Here is a 17,515-nt window from a genome sequence, read left to right on the forward strand (position 1 = left end):
AGAAACTGCGGCACGATGTCGGCTCACCACCCGAGCGACGATAGCTGGGCGAATTTGATGAGATCGTCAGTCCGATGACCAGAATGACCGATTTCCACCCTCGTCAGACATTCAAGCTGCCCACGAGCCGACACCGGGCTCTATTCCGGCGTCTTCCAGTGATCCGCGATGAAGGCCCGAGCGACGTCGAACGCGCCGGCGTCGGGCAGGTTGTTGTGCCCTGCTTCCGGCGCCAGCCAGAACCGTTTTGGCTGGTTGGCCGCATCGAACACCGCGCGGCCCATCGCCGGTGGAATGACATTGTCCCGCCCGCCGGTCATCACCAGCACCGGGGCATGCACCGCCGCGATACGGCCGATCAGATCGAAACGATCGCGCAGCAGCAGATCGATCGGCACGAACGGGAACCGTTTCCGAGCGATCGCCGCGATGCTGGTATAGGGTGCCTCCAGCAGGACCGCGCCGACCGTGTTTTCCGCCGCCAGGTGGACGGCGACGCCGGTGCCGAGCGACTCGCCCCACACCAGGATCCGTTCCGCCGGTATCCCAAGGGTCCGAAGCGTGGCGTAGGCAGCGCTTGCATCCTCATACAAGCCGGTTTCCGTCGGTGTGCCAGGGTTCCCGCCGTAACCGCGATAGTCCAGCATCAGGATACCCCAGCCGAAGCGGTGGAGCGCCGCGAATTCGTGTGCTCGATAACCAATATTCCCGCCATTGCCATGCAGGAACAGCACCACCGGCTGGGTATCGTCCGTGGGCGGGATCATCCAGGCGAGCAGGTCCAGCCCATCCCTCGTGTGCACGGTCATCGCACTGGCGTCGGGCACGCCGGCCACCAAGAGGTCAGGGCGATGCGTGTCCGGCTCGTAGAGGAACCGCCGCTGCTGCCACGTCAGCAGTCCCACCACCAGGCAATACAAGCCGGCGGCCAGCACGACGGCCACGATCAACACGGTCTTCATGGGACGGGGACGATCCTTGTCTCGGCGGTGCGGCAGGCATGGCGTATATCGCCGGGGAAATCGAGAGCATGATAAGCTCTCCTCACGATCCGGACGATGCACCTTATCTTGGTGAACGTCCCATGGCCGCAACGAAGGAATCCGGATGAAGCACCGTCCCCTTGGCACCACCGGTGCCAGCGTTTCCGCCCTGGGTCTCGGCTGTATGGGGATGTCCGGCGCGTATGGCCCCGCCGAACGGACGGAGAGCATCGCCACCATCCATGCGGCGCTCGATGCCGGCGTGACGCTGCTCGACACAGGCGACTTCTATGGCATGGGCCACAATGAGATGCTGATCGGTCAGGTACTACGCGGCAGCTCTGCCCGGGACCGGGTACAGGTCAGCGTCAAGTTCGGCGCGCTGCGCGATGCCAACAATGGCTGGGGTGGCTTCGACGCCCGGCCCGCCGCGGTAAAGAACTTCCTCGCCTACACCCTGCAGCGGCTCGGTCTAGACCATATCGACATCTATCGCCCGGCGCGGCTGGATCCCGACGTGCCGGTCGAGGACACCGTCGGTGCCATCGCCGACATGGTGAAGGCCGGCTATGTCCGCCATATCGGGCTGTCCGAAGTCGGTCCGGACACCATCCGCCGAGCCGCCGCGGTGCATCCGATCTGCGACCTGCAAATCGAATATTCGCTGATATCCCGCGGCATCGAGGATGCTATCCTGCCCACCTGCCGCGAACTGGGGATCGGCATCACCGCCTACGGCGTGCTGTCACGCGGCCTGATCAGCGGCAACTGGCGCAGGGACACCGCCGTCCCGGGCGATTTCCGCGTCCACAATCCTCGGTTTCAGGGTGACAACGTCGACCGGAACCTGGAACTGGTGGAGGCGCTGCGTGTCATTGCCAACGTGAAGAGCGTCAGCGTTGCGCAGATCGCCATCGCCTGGGTCGCGGCGCAGGGCGACGACATCATCCCCCTGGTCGGGTCTCGCCGCCGCTCGCAACTGGACGAGGCGCTGGGTGCGCTGCATGTGGAGCTGACCCCGGCGGACCTGACGGCGATCGAGCAGGCCATTCCGAAAGGCGCCGCTGCCGGGGATCGTTACGCCGCGGCGCAAATGGCGATGCTGGACAGCGAGCGCAAACCGTAACGGCGGCACCTTAAAGCATGATCGCGCTGGGCGGAACGTCCAGAGCGCGTGAATCATGCAATCAAACAAAGTGCTAGTGCGCCAGCGCCACCGGCTCATTCGCCGAGGTGGTCCGCAGCGGCAGATCGCGCAGTCCCAGGGCGACGATCAGGGCGGGAACCATGGCCACGGCGCAGGCCAGGAAGCCGATATGGAATGCCCCGGCCAACGCCATCTGCACATGCGGCAGCATGGCGGGCGTCACACCCTCGATCGTCCCGTGATGCTGATGCACCTCGCCCAGGTTGATGTGGGCAGTGATGCCGAACTCATTCAGGCGCAAGGCGAAGTCCGAGGCCAGCAGGGCGCCGACCAGCGTGCTGCCGAAAGCGCCCCCCATCGAGCGGAGGAACAGCAAGCAGCCGGTGGCCGCGCCGATATCATGCCGGTCCGCGGCATTCTGCACGCAGACCAGGCTGCTCGGCATCACCATCCCGATGCCGAAACCCAGCACGGCCTGGTAGCCCAGCAGCAAGATGCGCGGCGTCGTCGGGCCGATGAGAGCCAGCAGCACGAAGCCAACCAGGCAGCCCACCAGGCCGGCGATCATGATCGCCTTCATCTTGCCGTGCCGGCGTGCCAGCCATCCGGCATAAATGGCGCCGACACAGTTGGCGGCGAGGAACGGCACGACAAGGGCGCCAGAGGTCTCGGCGTCCACGCCCATTACCAACTGGAAGAACAGCGGCAACAGGAAGCTGCCGCCAAATAAGGCCAGGGCGGCGCAGAAGGCGATACCCACGCCGCGCACAAAGACGGGGTTGGCGAACAGCCTGGGCGGCAGCAGCGGATCGGCGAAACGCCGTTCCTGCATCGCCAGCAACGCGATCATCACCAGTCCGGCCGCGGCGAGGGCCAGGATCGCCGGTGAAGTCCACGGCATCTCTACCCCGCCCCAGCTCAGCACCAGCAGCCATGCGCTGATCGCGCCGGTCAGCAGGCCGGCGCCGGCCCAGTCGATTCGCGTTTTACGCGCCCGTATCGGCAGCAACCGCAACGCTCGGTCACACAGCAGCATGGCGACCAGGGCGATCGGCAGGTTGGCCCAGAAGATCCAACGCCACGACAGCGTGTCGGTGACCCATCCGCCGATGATCGGTCCGGCGATCGAGGCGATGCCCCAGGTGGAGGCCATGTAGCCCTGGTAGCGGCCCCGTTCCCGCGGGCTGACCACATCGGCGATCGCCGCCTGTGCCATGGCCATCAGGCCGGCGCCCCCGACACCTTGCAACGCTCGGGCAACGACAAGCTGGCCCAGCGTTCCGGCCAGGGCGCACAGCGCCGACGCCGCGGCGAAGACCGCCAGCCCAACCAGGAGCAGTTTTCGCCGGCCATAGATGTCGGACAGCTTGCCATAGATCGGCGTCATCGCCGTCGAGGTCAGCAGGTATGCCGAAACGATCCAGGCGAGATGCTGAAAGCCGTTGAGGTCAGCCGCGATCGCCGGCACGGCCGGAATGACAACTGTCTGGTCGATCGCCGCCAGGAAGATGCAAAGCAGGATACCACTGAGCACCTGGAGAATTTGCTGGTGCGTAAAACGCGGTGGGGCATCACCGTCGGGCTGCATATCCCGGATTCTCCTGATCAGATCACGGTCGGCGTCTGCCAGGGGCCGGCGCATCAACGTCCGGAGCAGATATATCGCAGTGCAGCATTTTTCACTATCGCGCTGAATTCAACCCTGCCGCGCGTTTGGGTGCCGGACGTTGCCATTGTTCGGCCACTCTGGCTGGCAGGGTCCCCGGCGGACAGACCGCCGCCAGTTCCGTACAGGTCCACCCGAGATCCCCAGCGTGTCGCCATCTGACGACACTGTCGCAGCCGAACATGATTCCACGAACGATCCGATTTTAATCCCCATCCGGGCAGCGACGGGACAATTATTGTATATATTACGATAAAGAAAGAGAAATACGACTGGTCCGGCGCCAACGACATGAAGCCCACGCGAATTCATTCACATCAAAACAACAGCCATGCCAGCAGCAGATGAATAAGTCCCGATGCACGGTGTCTGGTGGCTTCCTCAAAGCCTGCGCCTGGACAACTCCGAACGGATCGCCAATTCCTATTTTGCCGCATGCGGCTTCGGAAGACTTCAACCCCGTGTCATTGCGAGGGGCGAAGCGACGCGGCAATCCTCATCTGTTCGCCCTCGGATCGGCGGGATTGCTTCGTTGCAACGCTTCTCGCAATGACAATTCGGCCCCAGGCACCGCCTCTCCGGTCAAAAATGAGAGTTGCCGGAGCAAATCAGAAACATGACTCCAACTGTGGCATAGAGGCAAAATGGATCGTCGACATCGGCGACCCAACCGCCAACGAAACCATCTGCTTCAGCCATCCCGATGCCGCTGAAATAACTACTGCCCTGTCCCGCCGCCAAACGCGTTGAACGTGATCAGCGTATAGGTGTCCTTCACCCCCGGCAGCGTCTGGATCCGGTCGGTCACGAAAAGCCCGATATCCTGATCCGCATCCAGATAGAACTTCCCCAGCAGGTCATATTGCCCGGACGTCGAGAACAGCTCCGACATTTCGGAAATCCTGTCCGCTGCCTCCCGAGCCACGCGATATGCCTGTCCCATTTCGCATTTGATCTGCACGAAGATTGCCCGCATCACCGCCTCCCGCCCGGGTGCTCACCGGAACACCGTCTGCCGGGGCACTGTAACGTGCCGCCGGGTGCGGCGAATAGCCGCCGCGCGCGGGAAACACTGTCGCCAAGGTCCAGAACCACGGACCCACAACGAAAGATTGCACCGAATCGCCAGACCCGATCCGGCAACTTCGGAACACACGACCGCTCAGGCCCGCGTGTCACCCGCCGCCGACAATTGGAACGCCGACTCGCCCAGCCGCCGCAGCATTTCCGGCAGTGGCGGCTCCGCCGGCAACGGACCATCGGACAGGAAGTCCGTCCACGCCGTCCATGCACGCTCATTCAGCCCCAGCGCCCGCCGCCGGTCGTCCCCGGTCAGGCTGATCGCATCGCCCAGCCCCTGAAACAGCGCGAGTTGCGCGCGGGTCAGATCGTCGGTCGCCTGCCAGGCCAGATTTCGCAGCATCGAACGCTCCATTCGTGTGAATACGATACCGAGGTTCAGGCCAATCGAAGGCAGCAATTGGCGCGATAAATGGCCGATTCGTGGCAACCCGACACAGATGCGTTATCGAATTCAAACACAGCCACGTGACGGGCCGCACCCGGTCGCCTAATCTCGCCAGCCGCCGCGGCCAATCCGGATCCGCCGCCGCCCGAGGGGAGACATACCGCATGGAACTGGCCCAGGCCCGCAAGGCCCGCCCAACATCGCCGCAACGGGCGCCGCGTCACGGGGGAAAGGTGCTGGCCGACGCCCTTGTCGCCCAGGGCATCGATCATGTGTTCGAGGTTCCGGGCGAAAGCTTCCTGGACACGCTCGATGGGCTTTACGACGCCGGCGGCAAGATCAAGCTGGTGACATGCCGATTCGAGGCGGGTGCGGTGAACATGGCCGATGCGTTCGGCAAGCTCACGGGCCGGCCGGCCGCGGCGATGGTGACCCGCGGCCCGGGTGCCTGCCACGGCGCGATCGGCGTCCATGTCGCGTTCCAGGACAGCACGCCGATGCTGCTGTTCGTCGGCCAGATCCCCCACATGGACACAGGCCGCGACGCCTTCCAGGAAGTCGATTACCGCCAGATGTTCGCCCCCCTGGCGAAATGGGTGACCCAGATTGACCACGCCAAGCGCATCCCCGAGGTCGTCGCCCACGCCGTCGACGTCGCCACCAGCGGCCGTCCCGGCCCGGTGGTCGTTGCGTTATCCGAGGAGATGCAGAAAGACCGGGTCGAAGTGCCAGACCTGCCCCGAACCACGGTCAGTCCGGCTTTCCCCGATCCCGCCGCGCTGGCGAAAATGCGCGCCCTGCTGGCGAAGGCGAAAAAGCCCATCGCCGTTGTTGGTGGATCGTGCTGGACCGCGGAGGGCCGAGCGGCGCTGCATGCGTTCCTCACGCAAAACAATGTCCCCGTCACCGTCGGCTTCCGCCGCCAGGCGCATTACGACGGCACGCAGGATAATTTCGCCGGCGATCTGGGCGTTGGCTCCGATCCAGGCCTGATCGGCAAGCTGAAGGAAGCCGACCTGATCCTGGCGATCGGCAGCCGCCTCGGCGATGCGGTGACCCAGGGTTACACTTTACTCGACATGGCCGGCAGCGTCCCGATCATTCAGGTGCTGCCTGACGGAGGCGAAATCGGCCGGGTGTTCCGCACCGCGCTGGGCATCGTCTCCGACCTCAACACCTTCGCCATCGCCGCCGCCGAACTGGAGCCGGTGAAGCCGGCATGGAACAAATGGACGCAGGAGCTGCGGTCGCTGCGGGAAGCCCAGCGGGCGGTGCCGAACTACCAGGGGTCGCTGAACCTCGGGACGGTGATGCGGGAACTGGAAACGATGCTGACCCCGGATGCCATCGTCACCACCGACGCCGGGAATTTTGCCGGCTGGGCCACGCGGTTCCTGAATTTCAAGGAAGGCCAACGCTACATCGGGCCGACCAACGGCGCGATGGGCTACAGCGTTCCGGCCGCGGTCGGCGCCAAGATCGCGTTCCCCGATCGCATGGTGGTCAGCATGGTCGGCGACGGCGGCTTCATGATGACGGGCCAGGAGATCGCCACGGCTTTCCATCACGGGGTCGCACCGATCATCCTGGTGTTCAACAACCAGATGTACGGCACGATCCGCATGCACCAGGAAAAAGCCTATCCCTGGCGCGTCTCCGGCACCGCCCTGACCAATCCCGACTTCTGTAAATACATCGAGGCGTTCGGCGGCCACGGCGAAGTCGTCACCAGCACCGAGGAATTCGCCCCCGCCTTCCGGCGCGCGGTCGAAAGCGGCAAGCCGGCGCTGATAGAACTGCGCACCAACCCCGAACAGATCACGACACGAGCCACGATCACCGATCTGCGGGCGGGCAGGGCGGCCCCCAAAGCCGCCGCCAAACCCAGGCGGGCCACCGCGCCGGCGTCCCGCGTCCCGCCCTCCAAGAAAAAACGCGGTTGAACGACCTGCTCGGACAAGCGGCGCGGCAGTATGCCGCCCGCGACTACCGGGCAACGGAAACCGTCTGCCGCACTATCATCGGTGCCGACCCGCACCACTTCGACGCTCTGCATCTGCTGGGTGTGGTGCTGACCCTGCAGGAACGCACTGCTGACGGTGAAACGGTACCCTGAAGCCCTGGCGGTATCGCAAGCCGACGACCCGGCCGGGTCGCTGGCAAGCGCGTGCTGTTCCTCACCGAACAGGGCCGCGGCGACATGCTGCAATGCATCCGCTATGCGCCGCTGCTGGCGGAGCGGGGGGCGACGGTCCTGGTGCAGGCCTACCCCGACCTGGTGCCGCTGCTGGCGGCGATGCCGGCAGAAACCCTGGCGCCGCTGCTGGCGCTACCAGGGTTCGAGTTCCATTGTCTGCAAAAGGAAATCGCCGAAAGCGACCGGATCTGGCTGAACCCAGCCCGTCCGCCGTTCAACCTGCACGTGCACCGATTGGACGATTTCGCCGATACCGCCGCGTTGGCCGTTCAAATAAACGTGATCGTCACGATCGACACGGCCGTCGCTCACCTGGGGGGTGCGTTGGGGTTGCCGGTGCATTTGATGCTGCCGTTCAACCCCGATCGGCGCTGGATGCTGGCGCGGCCCGACAGTCGCTGATATCCGACGGCCCGCCTGTTCCGCCAACCGGAAAGAGGCGCCTAGGCCAGGGTCGTCCAGGCCGTGATCGCTGGACTGGAGGCGGCCTAACCTCTTTGATTCTTGCGCTTTTTCGTCGGCCGATCCTCGGGTTTCAGCCCAAGGCCGCTTTGCAGCGCGAGGCTGGAGCGCAGTTTGGCATAGTCGGCGGCGACCATCGGATAGTCCGTCGGCAGACCCCATTTCTCCCGGTATTCGTCCGGCGTCAGGCCATGCACCGTCAACAGATGGCGCTTGAGCATCTTCATGGTCAGGCCGTCCTCCATGCAGATCAGATGGTCGCCGAAGACAGTCTGCCCATAAACGGGATGCACGTATACGTTGTGTGCATGGCTGTGCGTATGCTCGGCATGGTCGTGATTTGTGGGACTTTCGTCCGCATGCGTGTGCCGGACTGCAACCACTCCTTGCGAGCGAGGCACATCAAGGTCCGCTAGTGTATTGTAAACGTTACGTATGACAGTTGTGAGTACCTCAATCCCGACCTCATTATGGCCGGTGTGCGCGGAGACGATCTGGGCGGAGAGCGCCAAGAGGTGTCGGTTCTGGTCGGTCATTGGTCACGGTCCTTGGCGAAAAGAGGCTTTGACGTTTTTTTCACGTTGTATTAGCAATTGGGTTAACGTCAATGTCATTCAGCACCAAATCGGCGCCAGAAGGACAAAAACGGGACGGAGGGGATTATGAACGACGCGATTTTTCAGGATGCCTACACCCGGGTGCGTGGCCGTCACGACGACCAGGCGTGGTTTGCACTGTCCCCGCGGCAGATTACCGATTCGATTTATCGCGAAATTCGCGCCATCGACCGCGAACGCCTGATGAGCGTGGAATCCGACTTTGTTCCGATGGCCGTCGCCGCCGAATAAAAACGGCTGCGCGGATTTAGCTTTGCGTCATTAACGCGGGATTGACGGCATTCTAATCCCGCGTCGAACGGAACCCAGGTGTCTTCTCGGGCGTTAGTCCCAGGTGATGAATCTGCTCCGGTCCGGCATCCCAGCCCCTGAATCGTCGGCGCATGATGCGCGGGCTCCTATCAACATATATCATCTGCACCCGTTGGCGGCCGGTCCGTTGGAGACTTGGCCAGCCACATTCGCGCGAATCGGCGCGATGGGGTTCAGCCACGTATGCCTGGCGCCGCCATTCGAGCCTGGTGCCGGTGGCGACATTTTCATCCATGCCGGCTTCGACCGCCTTCACCCTGCCCTGCGGTTCGATGGACCCGCCGAACAGGGGATAGAACGAGCGGTGGGTATGGCCGCCGACGCCGGCCTGCGGCTGATGCTCGACATCGCGCCCGGTCAGATTGCCGTCGATTCGCCCCTGCGGCAGCGCCACCCCGACTGGTTCGGTCCCGCCGGCGGCGGCCAGATCGCCGACCCCAGGCGCAAGCCACATCGTGTCGACGTAGCGGTCCCGCGATTTGGCCAGACCGTGGTCGCGGATGCGGTCTCGGACTGGTGGATCGAACGTCTGACGCGCCTCACGCGGTCGGGTGTCGCCGGATTCCGCTGCCTGACCCTCGATCTGGTGCCTCCGGCGTTCTGGCGGCGGGTAATCGCCCCTTTCCCCGACGCCCTGTTCCTGGCCTGGACGCCGGAGATCATCAATCCGCGCGATTTCGCCGGAACAGGATTCGATCTGGCCTGTTCGGTCGCTGGCCACATGTCATTGTTGCTGGACGAGCAAGCGGCTCTGCGCGACGTGGCGCCGGTTTTGGTTTCGCCTGAACCGTCATTCCTCGATCGCCTGACACGGCATCTACCGGCGGATGCGGACATCGCCGACGCCTATCGCCTGGCGTTGGGGGTCGCGGCCGCGGCCGGTGCGGGTCTGTTCGTGCCGATGGGCTTCGAATACGCGACCAGCCGTCCGTTCGATGCGGCACGGGCCAGCCCCGCCGATATGGAAGCGGTTCAGCGAGACAAGCCGGCGGACCTGTCCGACGATGTCGCCGCCGCGATTCGCCTGACCGCTGCGTTGTCGCCCGCCATCGGGCCGCGGCCGCTCACCAGTCCGGCCGGCAAGGTGGTGGCATGGTTGCGAGCGGACACCCTGATCCTGATCAACCCGGACATCGTCCGGCCGGCATCCGTCGGCTTTTCACTCGCGCCGCTGCCCGGCACGGGGCTTTCCGCCACGGGGGATCCCGGCACGCCGCTGCGGCCAGGTGAGATTCGCATCCTGCAATGCCGGCAAGCGCAGGACATCCCAGGCGGGGAACTGGCGCTGGCCCGTCCCTGGGCCGAGGCCACCCGGATCGCGGTGGAATCGGTCGAGCCGGAGGGCGATTTTCCCGCCAAAACAGTGGTTGGCCGGGATTTCGTGGTCAGCGCGGATGTGTTTGGCGATGGCCACGACGTCCTGGCGGCCGATCTTCTCTGGCAGCCGGCGGATGCTCGGGATTGGCAACGCATTCCGATGCGCAAGCTGGACAACGACCGCTGGGAGGTTCGGTTTCGCCCCGATCGGGTGGGACTGTATCGGTTCGCGGTGGAGGGATGGTGGGATCAATGGGGCACGTTCACCCATGACCTGCGGGCCAAGGTTGCCGCCGGCCAGGATGTGACCCTGGAAATCCAGGAAGGGCGGCAATTGGTGACGGCCGCCTTGCCCCGAGCGTCCGTGGGAACGACCGCGGACGAACTGCTGTCAGACGAACTGAGAGCAGCGATGAACCGAGCGGACCAGCGGCCATTCGCCGCGCGTAGTGCTGTCCATACCGTGCGTGTCGACCGGCCGGCGGCGGAATTCGCCAGTTGGTATGAACTGTTTCCGCGTTCCGCGACGCATGATCCGGCGGTGCATGGCACATTCCGGTCGGTGATCGAGCGCCTGCCGGACATTCGCGGCATGGGCTTCGACGTGCTGTACTTCCCGCCGATCCATCCGATCGGCCGGATCAACCGCAAGGGCCGCAACAATAGCCTGCGCGCGGCTCCGGGCGAGGTCGGCAGTCCCTATGCGATCGGCGGAACCGAAGGCGGCCACGACGCGGTTCATCCCGAGTTGGGGACGTTGGATGATTTCCGAGCGCTGGTTCATGCGGCGCGGGAGAATGATCTGGAGATCGCCGTCGATTTTGCCATCCAATGCGCACCGGATCACCCGTGGGTGACGCAGCACAGGGACTGGTTCCGCTGGCGGCCCGACGGATCCATGCGCTACGCCGAAAATCCGCCGAAGAAATATGAGGATATCGTCAACCCGGATTTCTACGGTGAAGCGTCGTTCCCCGCCGTGTGGACCGCGCTGCGCGATGTGGTGCAATTCTGGGTCGATCAGGGCGTGCGCATCTTCCGGGTGGATAATCCCCACACGAAACCTTTACCGTTCTGGCAGTGGATGATCGCCGATATTCAGGCCCGGCATCCGGACGTGCTGTTCCTGGCGGAGGCGTTCACCCGGCCGAAGCCGATGTACCGGCTGGCAAAAATGGGGTTTTCGCAGTCCTATACCTACTTCACCTGGCGCAACACCAAAGCTGAGATCGTCGCGTATCTGACGGAACTGACCACGCCGCCGGTGGTCGACTTCTTCCGGCCGAACTTCTTCGTCAACACGCCCGACATCAACCCCGTCTATCTGCAGACGGCGGGCCGCGCCGGGTTTTTGATCAGGATGGTGCTGGCGGCGACGCTGTCGGGGCTGTGGGGCGTTTACTCCGGATTCGAACTATGCGAGGCGGCGCCCTTGCCGGGACGCGAGGAGTACCTGGACTCGGAAAAATATCAAATCAGGGTGCGGGATTACGCGGCACCCGGCAATATCGTGGCGGAGATCGCCGCCCTGAACCGCATCCGTCGCCAGCATCCGGCGTTGCAGTCGCACCGGGGCCTGGCATTCTACAACGCATTCAACGACCAGATCGTTCTATACGGCAAACGTGATCCGTTGGACGGCAGCATGGTGCTGGTTGCCGTCAGCCTCGATCCCCACATCGTGCAGGAAGCAGCGATCGAAATTCCACTGTGGGAATTTGGCCTGGCGGACCACGCCACGATTTCGGTGACCGACCTGATGATGGGGGAAAACTTCATGTGGCACGGCAAGAACCAGCACATCCGGCTCGATCCGGCGGAGTCGCCGTTCCGTATCTGGCGGCTTGAGGTGCGATAAGATGGATGTAGGGGTTTCCCGGTCTCGGGTGATCGCGCAAGCGGCTGCCGCCGATCCGCTGTGGTACAAAGACGCGATCATCTATCAGATCCACGTCAAGTCCTTCTTCGATGCCAACAACGATGGCGTCGGCGATTTCGCGGGCCTGCTGTCTCGGTTGGATTACATCGCCGAACTGGGCGTCAATACAGTCTGGCTGCTGCCGTTCTATCCGTCGCCGCGCCTGGACGACGGCTACGACATCGCCGACTATCGTGGCGTTCATCCAGATTACGGCTCGTTGGCCGATGTGAAGCGCTTCATCGCCGCGGCGCATGAACGCGGCATAAGGGTGATCGCCGAACTGGTGATCAATCACACCTCCGACCAGCATCCCTGGTTCCAGCGAGCGCGCCTGGCCAAACCCGGATCGATGTACCGGGATTTCTACGTCTGGTCGAACGATGACCGGAAATACGCCGACACGCGTGTCATCTTCGTGGATTCGGAACGATCCAACTGGACCTGGGACGACACCGCCAAGGCGTATTTCTGGCACCGGTTCTACCATCACCAGCCCGACCTGAATTTCGACAACCCGAGGGTGCTGCGGGAGGTCCTGTCCGTGCTGCGCTACTGGGCCGATCTGGGCATCGACGGCCTGCGGTTGGACGCCGTTCCCTATCTGGTAGAACGCGAAGGCACCAACAATGAGAACCTGTTGGAAACCCACGCGGTCCTGAAACGGATTCGCGCCGAACTGACGGAACGCTATCCAGACAAAATGCTGCTGGCGGAGGCCAATCAATGGCCGGAGGATACCAAGGATTATTTCGGCGACGGCGACGAATGCCACATGGCGTTCCATTTCCCGCTGATGCCGCGCATGTACATGGCCATCGCGCGCGAGGACCGGTTTCCGATCACCGATATCCTGCGCCAGACCCCGGACATCCCCGCCAACTGCCAATGGGCCATCTTCCTGCGCAACCACGATGAGCTGACGCTGGAGATGGTGACGGAATCCGAACGGGATTTCCTCTGGGAAACCTACGCCACCGATCGTCGCGCTCGGCTCAACCTGGGCATCCGCCGCCGGTTGGCGCCGCTGCTGGAACGCGACCGGCGCCGTATCGAACTGATGAATTACCTGCTGCTGTCGATGCCCGGCACCCCGGTAATATATTACGGTGACGAAATCGGCATGGGCGACAACATCCACCTGGGCGACCGCAACGGCGTCCGCACGCCGATGCAGTGGTCACCCGATCGCAACGGCGGGTTCTCTCGCGTCGCCGATCCGTCGAGGCTGGTCCTGCCGATGGTGATGGACCCGCTGTATGCCTACCAGACCGTCAACGTCGAATCGCAGGCCGCCGATCCGCATTCGTTGCTGATGTGGATGCGGCGCGCCATCGCCGTGCGCCGCCAGTACAGCGTGTTCGGCCGCGGCGGCTACCGCCTGCTGTATCCGAAAAATCGCAAGATCCTGGCCTATCTGCGGGAGCAGGAGGACACCACGATCCTGTGTGTCGCCAACTTGTCCCGCACGCCGCAGGCGGTCGAACTCGATCTGTCGGAATTCCAGGGCCGTGTGCCAATCGAGCTTGACGGGCACTCGCTGTTTCCGCCGATCGGTCAGTTGACCTACCTGCTGACGCTGCCGCCGTACGGCTTCTATTGGTTCCTGCTGTCGGAAGCCGAGGGCTGGCCTTCATCCCACACGCCGGCGCCCGAACCCATGCCCGAATATCAGACGATCGTCATGCGTCACGCCTTGCCCGATGCCGTCGCCGCGGCCCGCCCGGTGATCGAACGCGACATCCTGCCGCAATACCTGGCGAAACGCCGCTGGTTCGCCATGAAGGACCAGACGCTGCGCTCGATCAGGATCGCACTGCTGACCCGGGTGCCGTCCGACGATGCGGTGCTGCTCGAAATCGAGACCGAAACGGATACCGGCACCGCCCGCTGGCTGTTGCCGCTGGGCATCGTCTGGGGCGATACCTCGGCGCCGCCGCTGCCGACCCAACTGGCGCTCGCCCGGGTCCGCCGTGGGGCGAAAGTCGGGCTGCTGACCGACGCATTCGCGCTGCCGACGCTTGCCCTGGCGGTGCTGTCGGGGTTGGCACAGAAAGACATCATCGTCATCGACCAGGGTGTGATCCGGTTTGAGCCGACATCGCGCATCGCCGACATCACGGTACCGCCAGATGTCGAAATGAACTGGATCGCCGCCGAACAGTCGAACTCCTCCGTCATCGTCGGCGACGTCGCGATCGTCAAGATGTTCCGCCGCGTCACCGACGGACCGCATCCCGAGGCGGAAATGAGCCGGCATCTGACCGACCAGGGCTTCGCCAGCACCCCCGCACTGTTGGGTGAGATCGTGCGCGTCGATGCCGACGGGACGCGTCACGCCCTGGTCATCGCGCAGGCGTTCGTCCGCAACCAGGGCGATGCCTGGACCTGGACGCTGGACCTGCTGCTGCGCGGCCTGTCCGACATCACCGGCGGCGAAGAAGCGATCGAGGCCCACGCCGAATACGTCCGCTTCGCCGCATTGCTGGGCCAGCGGCTCGGAGAGATGCATCTGGTGCTGGCCCGGCCGTCACCCGATGCGGCCTTCGCCCCTGCGACAGGGACGGCCGAGACGGCGGCGGCCTTTGCCGAACGGACCCGCGTGCAACTGGAAGCCGCCTGTCGCGCACTGGATGCGGTGCAACAATGGGATGCTGCCGCGGAACCGGACCACGTCTTCATGCAGGGCGCCCGGTCGGCGCTGTTCGCCGCAATTCCGACCCTCGCGGATGCGGCGAATGGGGCGACGCTGACCCGCATCCACGGCGACCTGCATCTGGGCCAGATCCTGGTTTGCAGCGGCGACATCGCCATCATCGATTTCGAGGGCGAACCGGCCAAGCCGGTGGCGATGCGCCGAGCGAAGGACCATCCGTTGCGCGATGTCGCGGGGATGATCCGATCGTTCGATTATGCGGCCGCGGTGGTTAGGCGGCGCAGCCAGGCCAGTCACGCGCATTTGCCGGATGAGCAGGTTGATGTTTTCCTGGACAGCTTTGTCGAACGGGCAACCGAAGCCTTCCTGGACGGTTACCGTCAGGCGATTGCATCAACCGGACAGCAAGCGTCTATTGCGGCGTTGCTGGATTTGTTCTTGATCGAAAAGGCAGCTTATGAAGTTGTGTATGAAGCAGCCAACCGACCGACCTGGATCGACGTCCCGCTGCACGGGCTGGCACACCGCACGCGTCAACTGCTTGGCGTCGAGGCCGTCGCATGAATGATGCCGTCGTCGTGCCATCGATCTCTCCTGAACGGGCATGGCAACTGTCTGCCGGGTGCCTGAAGGATCCATTCGCGGTTCTGGGGCCATTTGAGCCCGGCTACGTTCGCGCCTATCTGCCCGGCGCGCTTGGTGTGGAGGTTGTTGCTCGCGCCGACGGCCGGCCGCTGGGAACGCTGGCGCCAACCCAGCCCGACGGATTGTTCATGGGGCGGGTGCCGGGCGACGAACCGTACCGCTTCCGTATCCAATGGCCCGACGCGGTGCAGGAGACCGACGATCCGTACAGTTTCGACCTGTTGCTGAGCGAGACCGACCTGCATTTGTTCAACGAAGGCCGGTTGTTCGAGATCGCCTTCACGCTTGGCGCCAATCCGATGACCGTGGATGGCGTGCGCGGCACGCGGTTTGCCGTCTGGGCGCCGAACGCGCGCGCGGTTTCGGTGATCGGCGACTTCGATACCTGGGACAATCGCCGGCACCCAATGCGGCTGCGCTATCCGTCCGGGGTATGGGAACTGTTCGTGCCGAAGGTCGGTCCGGGCGCCCGCTACAAGTTCGCGATCGTGGGTCCGGACGGCATTCGCTTGCCCGACAAGGCGGACCCGTTGGCCAAGGCCGCCGAAGCGGCGCCGGCGACGGCATCGATCGTTGTCGATCCGCAGTCTTTCGTCTGGCACGACGAAGCCTGGATGGAATCCCGAGCGGCCCGGCATGGTTCGGATGCGGCGATCTCGGTTTACGAGGTGCATGCGGCGTCGTGGTTCCGTCCGGGTCCGGGTTTGACGCCGGACTGGGACGCGCTGACCGAGCGGCTGGTTCCGTATGTGGTAGAGACCGGGTTCTCCCATGTGGAGTTGATGCCGGTCGCGGAACATCCGTTCGGCGGGTCGTGGGGCTATCAGCCGCTGGGTTTGTTCGCGCCGTCCGGTCGTTTCGGGCCGCCCGAAGGCTTCTGCCGGTTCGTCGATGCCTGCCACCGTGCCGGCGTCGGTGTGATCATCGATTGGGTGCCGGCGCATTTCCCCGGTGATGCCCACGGGCTGATGCATTTCGACGGTACGCCGCTGTTCGAGCATGCCGACCCGAAGGAGGGATTCCACCAGGACTGGAACACCTACATCTACAATTTCGGCCGCCGGGAAGTGCAGGGCTTCCTGATCGCCAGCGGAGTCCACTGGCTGGAACATTTCCATGTCGATGGCCTGCGTGTCGATGCCGTGGCGTCCATGCTGTATCGCGACTACAGCCGCAAGCAAGGCGAATGGGTGCCCAACATCTATGGCGGGCGCGAAAATCTGGAGGCGATCGGTTTCCTGCGCCACTTCAATGCGGTTGTGGCCGAACGTTGCCCCGGCGCTATGACAATAGCCGAGGAGTCCACCGCCTGGCCCGGCGTATCCCGCCCGATTCGCGATGGCGGCCTGGGATTTTCCTTCAAGTGGAACATGGGCTGGATGCACGACACGCTGCACTATATGCAATACGACCCAGTCTATCGGCATTACCATCACAACGAATTCACCTTTGGCCTGATCTACGCGTTCTCTGAAAACTTCGTGCTGCCGCTGTCCCACGACGAAGTGGTGTACGGCAAAGGTTCCCTGATCGAAAAAATGCCCGGTGACTTGTGGCAACGCTTTGCCAACTTGCGGGCCTATTTCGGTTTCATGTGGGCGCATCCGGGCAAAAAGCTACTGTTCATGGGCGGTGAGATCGCCCAGTGGCGGGAATGGAATCACGATTCGGCGATTGACTGGGATTTGTTGGATCAGCCGCGTCATCGCGGCATTCAGACCCTGGTGCGGGACCTGAACGCGCTTTACCGTCAGCAAGGCGCGCTACATCAGAGGGACTCGTTGCCGGGTGGTTTTCGTTGGGTGGTCGGCGATGATTCAACGAATTCGGTATTCGCTTTCTTTCGTCATGGGAACGAAGACAGCCGGATGATTTTGGCTGTCTGCAACATGACCCCGGTACCGCGCGTCGGCTACGGCATCGGTGTGCCGCGGCCCGGCTATTGGCGGGAGGTGTTGAACACCGATGCGGACCGGTATGGCGGATCGAACATGGGAAACGCCGGTGGCGTCGACACTGTGCCGACGCAAATGCACGGAGAGGCGCAGGCGCTGTTTCTCACATTGCCGCCATTATCGACGGTTTTCCTTTCCCCCGACCCCTGAACACCCCACCTCTGTGGGAAGC

Annotated in this window: 13 protein-coding genes; 8 read left to right on the forward strand and 5 right to left on the reverse strand. The window is 63.7% G+C overall.

The window, feature by feature from the left end; all coding sequences use genetic code 11:
- Positions 1–140: 140 nt before the first annotated feature.
- The gene (locus GSQ89_RS17120) at positions 141–962 is read right to left on the reverse strand and encodes an alpha/beta hydrolase (RefSeq protein WP_158927362.1); all 822 of its coding nucleotides are present in this window, start codon (positions 960–962) and stop codon (positions 141–143) included.
- Between the two features lie 145 nt (positions 963–1,107).
- Here GSQ89_RS17120 and GSQ89_RS17125 point away from each other — a divergent pair, with 145 nt between their 5' ends.
- Positions 1,108–2,109, forward strand: a complete 1,002-nt coding sequence (locus GSQ89_RS17125) for an aldo/keto reductase (protein ID WP_158927364.1) — start codon at positions 1,108–1,110, stop codon at positions 2,107–2,109.
- Between the two features lie 73 nt (positions 2,110–2,182).
- On the opposite strand, the gene GSQ89_RS17130 is transcribed toward GSQ89_RS17125, so the two are convergent.
- From GSQ89_RS17130 to GSQ89_RS17140, 3 genes are all read right to left on the reverse strand, one after another.
- Positions 2,183–3,718, reverse strand: coding sequence for an MDR family MFS transporter (locus tag GSQ89_RS17130; RefSeq protein WP_158927366.1), 1,536 nt, complete (start codon positions 3,716–3,718; stop codon positions 2,183–2,185).
- Positions 3,719–4,514: 796 nt separating this feature from the next.
- Positions 4,515–4,772, reverse strand: a complete 258-nt coding sequence (locus GSQ89_RS17135) for an Lrp/AsnC ligand binding domain-containing protein (RefSeq protein WP_158927368.1) — start codon at positions 4,770–4,772, stop codon at positions 4,515–4,517.
- Positions 4,773–4,958: 186 nt separating this feature from the next.
- A complete protein-coding gene (locus tag GSQ89_RS17140; protein ID WP_158927370.1) occupies positions 4,959–5,219 on the reverse strand; it encodes a hypothetical protein in 261 nt (86 codons plus the stop codon).
- A gap of 209 nt (positions 5,220–5,428) precedes the next feature.
- Between GSQ89_RS17140 and GSQ89_RS17145 the strand changes: the two genes are divergently transcribed.
- From GSQ89_RS17145 to GSQ89_RS17155, 3 genes are read left to right on the forward strand one after another with little or no spacing between them, the layout of a single operon-like run.
- Positions 5,429–7,207, forward strand: a complete 1,779-nt coding sequence (locus GSQ89_RS17145; RefSeq protein ID WP_158927372.1) for a thiamine pyrophosphate-dependent enzyme — start codon at positions 5,429–5,431, stop codon at positions 7,205–7,207.
- Positions 7,204–7,380 carry a hypothetical protein gene (locus GSQ89_RS17150; protein WP_158927374.1) on the forward strand — a complete coding sequence of 59 codons (177 nt, stop codon included), beginning with the start codon at positions 7,204–7,206 and terminating at the stop codon, positions 7,378–7,380. The genes GSQ89_RS17145 and GSQ89_RS17150 overlap by 4 nt, the downstream gene beginning before the upstream one ends.
- A 51-nt stretch (positions 7,381–7,431) precedes the next feature.
- Positions 7,432–7,863: a hypothetical protein gene (locus GSQ89_RS17155; protein ID WP_158927376.1), complete on the forward strand. Its 432-nt coding sequence runs from the start codon at positions 7,432–7,434 to the stop codon at positions 7,861–7,863.
- A gap of 86 nt (positions 7,864–7,949) precedes the next feature.
- Here GSQ89_RS17155 and GSQ89_RS17160 read toward each other — a convergent pair whose 3' ends face one another.
- Complete coding sequence (locus GSQ89_RS17160) at positions 7,950–8,459, reverse strand: MucR family transcriptional regulator (protein ID WP_158927378.1); 510 nt, start codon at positions 8,457–8,459, stop codon at positions 7,950–7,952.
- Positions 8,460–8,585: 126 nt separating this feature from the next.
- Between GSQ89_RS17160 and GSQ89_RS17165 the strand changes: the two genes are divergently transcribed.
- The 4 genes from GSQ89_RS17165 (at position 8,586) to glgB (ending at position 17,493) form a co-directional block, all read left to right on the forward strand.
- Positions 8,586–8,771, forward strand: coding sequence for a hypothetical protein (locus GSQ89_RS17165; protein ID WP_158927380.1), 186 nt, complete (start codon positions 8,586–8,588; stop codon positions 8,769–8,771).
- A gap of 247 nt (positions 8,772–9,018) precedes the next feature.
- Positions 9,019–12,027 (forward strand): maltotransferase domain-containing protein, encoded by a 3,009-nt coding sequence (locus tag GSQ89_RS17170; protein WP_216856215.1) that lies wholly within the window; start codon positions 9,019–9,021, stop codon positions 12,025–12,027.
- Position 12,028: 1 nt separating this feature from the next.
- Complete coding sequence (gene treS / locus GSQ89_RS17175) at positions 12,029–15,307, forward strand: maltose alpha-D-glucosyltransferase (protein WP_158927382.1); 3,279 nt, start codon at positions 12,029–12,031, stop codon at positions 15,305–15,307.
- Positions 15,304–17,493, forward strand: a complete 2,190-nt coding sequence (gene glgB / locus GSQ89_RS17180; protein ID WP_158927384.1) for a 1,4-alpha-glucan branching protein GlgB — start codon at positions 15,304–15,306, stop codon at positions 17,491–17,493. The genes treS and glgB overlap by 4 nt, the downstream gene beginning before the upstream one ends.
- The last annotated feature ends 22 nt before the right edge of the window (positions 17,494–17,515 follow it).

The sequence above is a fragment of the Acidisphaera sp. S103 genome (genome assembly GCF_009765975.1).
In the GTDB taxonomy this organism is placed as follows: domain Bacteria; phylum Pseudomonadota; class Alphaproteobacteria; order Acetobacterales; family Acetobacteraceae; genus Rhodopila.